Raw genomic sequence first — 8,741 nt, 5'->3', positions numbered from 1 at the left:
AGGAAGTCGATCATCTTATGTGCCGCTTCAGTGTTCTTAGCACCTGCTGGAATCGCTAGGCTATCCATCCAGAAGATAGCGCCTTTCTCTGGCCAGATGATGTCAATCGTTGCGCCTTCTTGGCGTGCCATGTAAGCAGAGCCATTCCAAAGCATACCAAGAGACACTTCACCCGCTAGGTAAGGGTTTGCTGGGAAATCTGAGTTAAATACCAATACGTTTGGCATTAGCTTACGAAGTTCTTCGTACGCTTCTTTGATTTCTTCAGGATTAGTCGTGTTTGGAGAGTAACCCAGTTTAGACAGTGCGACATGGAAAACTTCACGAGAGTCATCCATCATCATCAGTTGACCTTCCCACTGTGTATCCCACAGATCGCCCCAGTTTTTAACTGAAGACTTGTCTAGCATATCTGAGTTGATACCAATACCCGTTGCGCCCCAGATGTATGGGATCGAGTAGTTGTTATTTGGGTCAAATGGCTTATCTAAGTAATTTGGATCCAAATCTGCAAAGTGGCTTAGCTTAGTTTTATCAAGCTCTTGAAGCATGCCTTCTTTACGCATCTTAGAAACGAAGTAAGTAGAAGGAACGACCAAGTCGTAACCCGTACCTTGAGTTTTTAACTTAGCGTACATGCTTTCGTTAGACTCATAAGTTGAGTAATAGACTTTAATGCCAGTCTCTTCGGTGAAGTCTTCTAGTACTTCATTTGGAATATATTCAGACCAGTTGTAAAAATACAGTTCTTGGTCAGCTGCGAAAGAGGGTGTAGAAAGTAAAGTAGCAGCACACAATGCGCCGGTATACAGTGTTTTTTTCATTACTGTTCCGTTCATTTGTTTGATTTGGAGCTGGGTATTGAACCCAAAGTAAATGGATTTCTAAAAATCGCGCTAAATTATAGCAGTGATATAACAAAATAGGCAGCCTAAGCTGCCTATTGATTGATATTCTTATTTTTAGTTTGTTGATTACCTAACTAGGCTTGTTAAGTAAACCAGTTACTTATTAGCCTCTTTTGACCGGAGCAATTAGATAACAAACTCGCTTACTGACCGGCTTTAAGCTTCATGAAGTAATCTTCGTACTTCACCGTCTTATCACCAACCGCAGCTTGCCATTCCACACGATCAAGGTCTTCTTGAGATGGGAACAGCGCAGGGCTGTCTTTAAACTTCTCGTTAGACGCTTTAACGGCTGTTAGGTAGCCTGTGTCACGAGAAATCTGCTCAGCAATCTCTGGGCGAAGTAGGAAGTCGATCATCTTATGAGCTGCTTCTACGTTTACCGCACCAGAGCTAATCGCAAAGTTATCAACCCAACCGATACCGCCTTCTTTAGGGAAAACCAGTTTGATTGGTAGACCTTCGTTTTGCGCTGCAGCAGCAGAACCGTTCCACAGCATACCAAGACCCACTTCACCAGACATGTATGGCGCACCAGGGTTATCTGAGTTAAATACTAGAACGTTCGGCATTAGCTTTTGTAGTTCAGCGTAAGCTTCGTCGATCTCTTTCTCGTTGGTTGTGTTACCAGAGTAACCTAGCTTACGCAGTGCGATGTGGAACACTTCACGCGTGTCGTCCATCATCATCAGTTGACCTTCAAGCTCTGGCTTCCATAGATCAGCCCAGCTTTGGAAGTCTTCCGGATCGTATATTTCAGTGTTAACAGCAAGACCTGTAATCGCAACTACGTGTGGAATAGAGTAGTCGTTGCTTGGGTCGTACGGCTTATCTAAGTAGTTAGTATCTAGGTTCTTGAAGTTGTACAGCTTAGTTTTATCGATTTTTTGTAGCATACCTTCGTCACGCATCTTAGAAACGAAGTAAGTCGACGGCACAACTAGGTCGTAGCCTTTGTTGTGTGTTTTTAGCTTTGCGTACAAGGTTTCATTCGACTCGTAAGTTGAGTAGATAACCTTGATTCCAGTTTCATCAGTGAACTGTTCTAGAATCTCACTATTGATGTAAGGTCCCCAGTTCATGAATACCAATTCTTTGTTATCTTTTGCAAATGATGATGCAGATAACATTGAAAGCGCACATGCACTACCAGCTAATAGAGTAGCCCATTTTTTCATTGACGTTAGCTCCAAACTAAACGTTGCCTAAAGGCAGTAGATAGAAAAACAGAATGGCAATTTACCATTCTGTTTATGAATAACACTTTTGTTAAACTTGAATCTTATCAAGTCCGTCTCAGCAAAGAGTAGGAGACTTACTTGATTTTCTCTCTCGCTAACAACTGAGAAATAATCACCAGTATTAACGACACCACTAACATCACTGTTGCTAGGGCGTTGACCTCTGGAGATATACCGACTTTAACCATCGAGTAAATCTTCAGTGGCAAGATTTCGTAAGTTGGACCTGTTACGAAAGAGCTGATGATCACATCGTCCAAAGACAGAGTGAAGCTCAATAACCACCCCGCAGCAACCGCTGGCTTAGCAAGAGGCAGGATGATCTGTTTTAGAATCGTCCACTCACTTGCACCTAAGTCTTTTGCTGCTTCTAGCATCTTCACATCAAAGCCATTCAAGCGACTGTAAACCGTTACCACAACGAACGGTAAACAGAAAGTAATGTGCGCTGCAAGTAGGGTAAAGAACCCAAGTTGTACACCCATAACCAAGAATAGCGCAAGAAGCGAAATCGCCATTACGATATCTGGTGACATCATCACGATGAACAACATGCCATTGACGATGCCTTTACCTTTAAATTGGTAACGGAATAGGGCAACGGCAGTCAGGCTTCCGACAATCGTTGCGGCAGTCGCTGAGAACACCGCTACGTTGATCGAATGCCACGCAGCCTGCATTAGGCTGTCGTTGTTAATCAGCGCGTCATACCATTTGGTGGTAAAGCCACCCCATTTCATGCCGAATTTATTGGCATTAAATGAGTTTGCAATCAATACGATAATAGGTAGGTATAGAAAAGCGTATACCAACGCCATAAAGCTGAACTTAACTGTGCGACCCATTAGTCTAGCTCCACTTTCTTATTCAATAACTTGCCTGCACGGTAGTAGGCATAAAGCATCACAGCCATTGCCACGGTCAGTGCAATACTCGTCGCAGCGCCAAACGGCCAGTCCCGAGCATTGAGTACTTGGCTCTTAATCACGTTACCAATCAGCAGGTTCTTTGCTCCGCCTAATAGGTCAGAGATGTAGAACATACCTAACGCGGGCAATAACACTAATAAACAACCGCCGACAATACCTGGCATAGTCAGTGGTAACACGACTTTCAATAGCGTTTGCAGTTTGTTCGCACCTAAATCTTTAGCCGCTTCTAGGTACGTATCGTCCAGTTTTTCAATCGCTGAATACAGCGGCAGAATCATGAATGGAAGTAGGATATACACCAAACCAATCATTACTGCGGTTTCTGAGTACATGATGCGTAGCGGCTTATCAATAATATCTAACGCTAACAAACCTTTGTTCAGAACCCCTTGAGTACCCAAAACCACTTTCAATCCGTAAGTACGAATCAGTGAGTTAGTCCAAAATGGTACAATCACGAGGAACAACATGATTGGACGCCACTTCGCTGGCATTTTTGCCACGATATAGGCGAACGGGTAACCAATAATTAAACAAAGCAGGGTAGCAACGATTGCCATATAGAAAGAGTGCATCAGCACTTTAAAATACAGCGGATCAGCCAAACGCACATAGTTATCGAGAGTAAAAGTCATCTCAATCAAGTTAGCTTCATCACGAGTTAAGAAGCTAGTACCGATGATCATGATGTTTGGAATCATCACGAACAGCACCAACCAACCTGTGATTAAAGCAACAATTGCGTTTTGTAAATTAAACTTCTTGCTCATCTTCTAATACCACTTCCCAGCTCTCAACCCAAGTTACTGCAACTTTTTGGCCCAGTGAGTGATCAACATCAGGGTCATCTTCGTTGAAGAATTCGCTAACCATGACACGCATACCCGACTCAAGTTCTACGACTGAATCTAATGTCATGCCTTTATAGGTTCGCTCGACAATGTGACCAACAATACCGCGTTGCTCAGATTCTTTGATTTCTTCGATACGAAGATCTTCAGGGCGAAGCAATACTTGCAGTTTTTGACCCGGTGTTACGTCTTTATCGTGATAGATAATGGACTCTTCACCTTCGATTGTCGCAACAATGCGCTTTTCATCTTGACGAGATTTAGCTGTCGCTTCGAATACGTTAATTTCACCAATGAAACGCGCTACGAATAGGTTCTTAGGCTCTTCGTAGATCTCTCTTGGTGTTCCGTCTTGTTCAATCACGCCATCACGCATAACAATAATGCGGTCGGACATAGAGAGTGCTTCTTCTTGGTCATGCGTTACAAAAATGAACGTGATACCAAGTTGGCGTTGCAGTTGTTTCAGCTCGATTTGCATCTGTTTACGTAGTTTGTAATCAAGAGCAGATAGAGATTCATCCAACAAGAGAACTTTAGGCTTATTAACGACAGCACGAGCGATTGCGATACGTTGCTGTTGGCCGCCAGATAGCTGGTGTGGCTTTCGTTGTGCCATTTGCTCTAAGCGCACCATTTTCAAAGCATCCATTACACGAGGTTCAATCTCGCTGCTTGGAACTTTCTGCATGCGTAAGCCAAATGCCACATTATCGAAAACGGTCATATGCGGGAATAGGGCATAGCTTTGGAAAACAGTGTTTACATGCCTTTGTTCAGCAGGAACTTGGGTTACGTTCTGTCCAGCTAATAGTATTTCACCACTATCCGCCGTTTCAAAACCCGCAATCATTCTTAGCACGGTTGTTTTACCACAACCTGATGGGCCTAAAATCGTGAGAAACTCACCATGATTTACGTTTAAATCCAGATTGCCGATGACTTCCTTACCATCGAAACTTTTACTGATGCCAGTTAGCTGTACTACTGGCTTCCCTACTGATTTTTTAGCGTTCAACGTCTGTTTTTCTCCACCTTGGTTCTATTTGAGACCTGTTGCTATACACCTCTAAGGCGCGCATCATAATCACCAAAAACGTGAATTCAAAGCATTTTTTATCTTTCGAAGACAAAAAAATTCGCAGGTAAAAGTAAACATCCTTTACCATACTGTTATTTGTTGGGTTCACACCCTAACAAGTGTCTAATTATTAACCATTAAGACGTAAAAGCAAGCCTTGTTACAGATTCATATTTTAGTTTGCATCCGACATATGGGTATAATGAAGGTAATTTTTTATCAATAAGTTAGGTGCCTTCGTTTAGTTGGCGCACCTAGGTATCAATATGAACAACGACATCGAAAAAGATTTTAATTTGGGCGGTAGTATCGACCGTGCACTTTCCGGCGATTATGAGCTCAAAGCAACGGCTGTATTCCAAGAGGCTTGGAAACATACGATAAGTCACTTTCTTTCGTTTTCCCCTGCGATTGTTGCGCTGATGTTCGTACAATTGGCTATCTTTTATATCGCACTAAAACTGCAACTTGGTGACCCAGCAGTGATCTTAGATGCGGTAATCGACCCTGAGGCCTTTACCCCCCAGATCGTTGAATCGATTTTCATTGCGAATTTTAGCTATGAAGTCGTCAGTGCACCTATCTATGCCGGCATCTGTTTAATGGCAATGAGCCATGCTGCAGGTCTTCAAACTAAAGTGCGCCACATAGGCAAAGGTTTACAGTTTACGATCCCCGTTATTCTAGTGACTTTGTTCAGCCTAATGCTTCAAGGCATCGCTGGTATGATTCTGCCATTTCTGTCTATCTACTTCTCACTTGCGTTCAGCAACTCAATTCTGCTGATTTGTGATAAAAAAGTGCCACCGATGCAATCGCTGTTACTTTCTCTAAGAGCAGTAAATAAGAAGATCTTCGTAGTCGCGTCTATATACCTAATGGTTATGCTGATGTTCATCGTTGCTGCGATGATGTACGGCATTGGCTTGATCTTCGTTCTTCCATTCTTCTTCCACGTGAAAGGTATCGTTTACCGTGAAATGTTTGGCATCAAGCTGAAGATAATTGCATCAGACCGCCCAATGAGCGATGACGATAGCGATGGCGGTAACAATAACGGCAACAACAGTAGCCATGGTAACAAGAACAAAAACCCGCAGGTCTTCGATGCGTAATAACGACAAAGGCAGCGCGAGTAAATCTCTTGCGCTCAAGGTAACAACACTAGCAATCGTGGGTTCTATCTCACTGATTGGCCCATACCTTTACCAAGAAGAAGAACGCCGACGTACGACAGAACAGAGCTCTACTTCAGCAGACCAATTTGATGACTTGACTGTTGCTTCAAGCGCACCAAATTTTGCGGCTATTAAGGGTGTAAACGAGAAAAAAGACGCGTTTTTCTCGTTCCTACGACCAAGCATCAAGATTGAAAACAAACGTATCACCAAAGAACGTGCGTTTTTAACTAAGCTCTCTGAATCTGGTTTAAGTAATATTGATTCTGAAGACATTTCTTATGCGAAAAGGTTAGGGAAGTTGTACAGCTTACCGGTACCTAGCACAGGTATAGAACAGACATGGTTGGCGGAATTGCTTAACCGAGTCAACGTACTGCCAGAGGCGCTGGTACTGACACAGGCTGCTAATGAATCAGCTTGGGGGACATCACGTTTCGCCACCAAAGCAAACAACTATTTCGGACATTGGTGTTACAGCAAAGGTTGTGGCCTTGTTCCGCTACAACGTAACGAAGGCAGCTCGCATGAAGTAGCAACATTTTCTTCAAGCCAAGAATCCGTACACCGTTACTTCATGAACCTTAATCGTAACCGTGCCTATGCAGATTTAAGAGCCATTCGTGCGCAACTGGCAGCGAATGGTAATGATCTGTTAACCAAAGAAACGGCGACCGAATTGACCAATGGCTTGTTAAAATATTCTGAGCGAGGTTCAGACTATGTGACTGATTTACAAGCTATGATCCGTCACAACAAGGTATACTGGGAAAAGTAACTCATTTGGATATCCGTTTGATTGACTTCTTTAGTCAATTTGACACCAAGCAATATCGCAAAAGAGCAGCTCATTGGCTGCTCTTTCTATTTATAAACGCTCAACTTCAACAAGATTATAATAATGAAAAAGACAGCACTCGCTTTATTAGCCATTTTAAGTTTTGGGGTTTCTCTTCCAGCTTCGGCGCAAGAATACATGTTCACGTATTCTAAACTCTATACTCAGCTGAAAAACAACACCAAAGAAGGGCACGATGATGTCAAAGTTGCGGTGTTCTTTGTTGACCAACAAGCACAGAAAACCTGTCACATCAGCAAAGCTTGGATGGAGAAAGAAGAGCACTACGAAGAGCTAAAAGTGTCTCCTGCGAATGAGCTGCTTCTACCTGTAGATCAAAACCTGCGCTCAGCAAATCCTCTTATCTTTGTACAAACCCAAGAACAAGAGTGCGCGTATTCGCTCGTTGTCATGACACAGGAACCTTTAGCTGAAACTGTTGAAGTTGCACAGCTAGAAAGCCTGTTACCGCAGATGCAAGCGATGCTAGAAGACGTCAGCGGCATGTTCTCTAGCTGGTTCACACCTGATATCCAAGGGTTAACGTTGGAGTTCAATGACAAGCTTGAAGGCAACATTGCTCTATCTAACGGTAAACAGATCCCAATTAAAGAAGGGCGTGCTAAATTCACCTTAGAAGAGCTGAATGGAAGTGACAGCATCACTTTACCAGAGCCAACGGTTCGCGTATTACCGTACATTCCCGCGCAATAAGTCTAGCTAGAAGCACTCCCTACGCTTTGAGGAAGTAGTTCTTAAGCAGCCTGATCTTTTAGAGAAGGCTGCTTTTCTTTGTCTACTATGCAAACCTCGAATTTGTTAAGACGCGTTTATCTAACCGTTTAGAGAGCTTAAAGCACAAAAGAAGCGGAATCTTTCCAATACTCAGCTTGTTAATCCTGCCGTTACTATTTCAACATCAAATAAAAATCCGTATAATCCACGCCCTAAAACAGTCCCACTAGCAATCTACAGTCGGTAATACGACGGTGTGAGAGTCGCAATGAACCAAAACGAAAATAAAAAAGAAACACTTGAATTCAACAAGCTTCAGAAACGCCTGAGACGAAATGTTGGAAATGCCATCGTTGACTACAACATGATCGAAGAGAATGACGTAGTAATGGCATGCATTAGTGGCGGTAAAGATTCATTTGCGATGCTAGATATTTTGCTACGTTTACGTGAAGCTGCACCTATCAAATTCGATGTTGTTGCCGTAAACCTAGACCAAAAACAACCTGGCTTTCCTGAGCACATTCTTCCTGAATACTTCGAAACTCTGAACATTCCTTACTACATCGTAGATAAAGATACGTACTCCGTAGTTAAAGAGAAAGTGCCAGAGGGTAAAACAACTTGTGGTCTATGTTCTCGTCTTCGTCGTGGTACTTTGTACTCGTTTGCAGAGAAAATTGGGGCGACTAAGATTGCTCTTGGCCACCACCTAGACGATATTGTTGAGACGATGTTCCTGAACATGTTCCACGGTGCACGCTTGAAAGCAATGCCGCCAAAATTGCGTTCTGATGATGGCCGTAACGTTGTTATTCGTCCACTGACTTATTGTCGTGAAACGGACTTAATCCAATACGCAGAGCACCTAGATTTCCCAATCATTCCTTGTAACCTGTGTGGCTCTCAAGAGAACCTACAGCGCCAGAACATTAAAGCAATGTTGATTGATTGGGATAAGAAAACGCCAGGTCGTG

Annotated in this window: 9 protein-coding genes; 4 read left to right on the top strand and 5 right to left on the bottom strand. The window is 43.0% G+C overall.

Annotation, left to right across the window (positions count from 1 at the left end):
• From AB4496_RS07515 to potA, 5 genes are all read right to left on the bottom strand, one after another.
• On the bottom strand, positions 1-824 hold an 824-nt coding region (locus AB4496_RS07515; protein ID WP_372070295.1), incomplete at its 3' end, for an extracellular solute-binding protein.
• A gap of 227 nt (positions 825-1,051) precedes the next feature.
• A complete protein-coding gene (locus tag AB4496_RS07510; RefSeq protein WP_102257388.1) occupies positions 1,052-2,086 on the bottom strand; it encodes an extracellular solute-binding protein in 1,035 nt (344 codons plus the stop codon).
• Between the two features lie 137 nt (positions 2,087-2,223).
• Positions 2,224-2,994 carry a spermidine/putrescine ABC transporter permease PotC gene (gene potC / locus AB4496_RS07505; RefSeq protein WP_004733706.1) on the bottom strand — a complete coding sequence of 257 codons (771 nt, stop codon included), beginning with the start codon at positions 2,992-2,994 and terminating at the stop codon, positions 2,224-2,226.
• The gene (potB, locus tag AB4496_RS07500; RefSeq protein ID WP_012603924.1) at positions 2,994-3,851 is read right to left on the bottom strand and encodes a spermidine/putrescine ABC transporter permease PotB; all 858 of its coding nucleotides are present in this window, start codon (positions 3,849-3,851) and stop codon (positions 2,994-2,996) included. Before potB ends, potC begins: the two co-directional genes overlap by 1 nt.
• Entirely contained in the window at positions 3,835-4,950 is a 1,116-nt protein-coding gene (potA, locus tag AB4496_RS07495) for a spermidine/putrescine ABC transporter ATP-binding protein PotA (RefSeq protein WP_009846720.1), read from the bottom strand. The genes potB and potA overlap by 17 nt, the downstream gene beginning before the upstream one ends.
• Positions 4,951-5,279: 329 nt before the next feature.
• On the opposite strand from potA, the gene AB4496_RS07490 reads away from it, so the two are divergent.
• The 4 genes from AB4496_RS07490 to ttcA form a co-directional block, all read left to right on the top strand.
• Positions 5,280-6,128, top strand: a complete 849-nt coding sequence (locus tag AB4496_RS07490) for a membrane protein (RefSeq protein ID WP_009846719.1) — start codon at positions 5,280-5,282, stop codon at positions 6,126-6,128.
• Positions 6,121-6,969, top strand: a complete 849-nt coding sequence (locus tag AB4496_RS07485; protein WP_009846718.1) for a glucosaminidase domain-containing protein — start codon at positions 6,121-6,123, stop codon at positions 6,967-6,969. The genes AB4496_RS07490 and AB4496_RS07485 overlap by 8 nt, the downstream gene beginning before the upstream one ends.
• A 123-nt stretch (positions 6,970-7,092) precedes the next feature.
• Complete coding sequence (locus AB4496_RS07480) at positions 7,093-7,743, top strand: DUF2987 domain-containing protein (RefSeq protein WP_009846717.1); 651 nt, start codon at positions 7,093-7,095, stop codon at positions 7,741-7,743.
• Positions 7,744-8,032: 289 nt separating this feature from the next.
• The coding region (gene ttcA, locus AB4496_RS07475; protein ID WP_372130759.1) for a tRNA 2-thiocytidine(32) synthetase TtcA at positions 8,033-8,741 on the top strand (709 nt) is incomplete at its 3' end.

Source organism: Vibrio sp. 10N.222.46.A1, assembly GCF_041473595.1.
Lineage (GTDB): Bacteria > Pseudomonadota > Gammaproteobacteria > Enterobacterales > Vibrionaceae > Vibrio > Vibrio tasmaniensis_A.
This window is presented reverse-complemented; position numbering and strand designations above follow the sequence as displayed.

Bases quoted from the DNA above. Each gene is read 5' to 3' on its own strand.
- AB4496_RS07510 (WP_102257388.1), bottom strand. From the start codon at position 2,086: ATGAAAAAATGGGCTACTCTATTAGCTGGTAGTGCATGTGCGCTTTCA.
- potC (WP_004733706.1), bottom strand. From the start codon at position 2,994: ATGGGTCGCACAGTTAAGTTCAGCTTTATGGCGTTGGTATACGCTTTT.
- potB (WP_012603924.1), bottom strand. From the start codon at position 3,851: ATGAGCAAGAAGTTTAATTTACAAAACGCAATTGTTGCTTTAATCACA.
- AB4496_RS07490 (WP_009846719.1), top strand. From the start codon at position 5,280: ATGAACAACGACATCGAAAAAGATTTTAATTTGGGCGGTAGTATCGAC.
- AB4496_RS07485 (WP_009846718.1), top strand. From the start codon at position 6,121: ATGCGTAATAACGACAAAGGCAGCGCGAGTAAATCTCTTGCGCTCAAG.
- AB4496_RS07480 (WP_009846717.1), top strand. From the start codon at position 7,093: ATGAAAAAGACAGCACTCGCTTTATTAGCCATTTTAAGTTTTGGGGTT.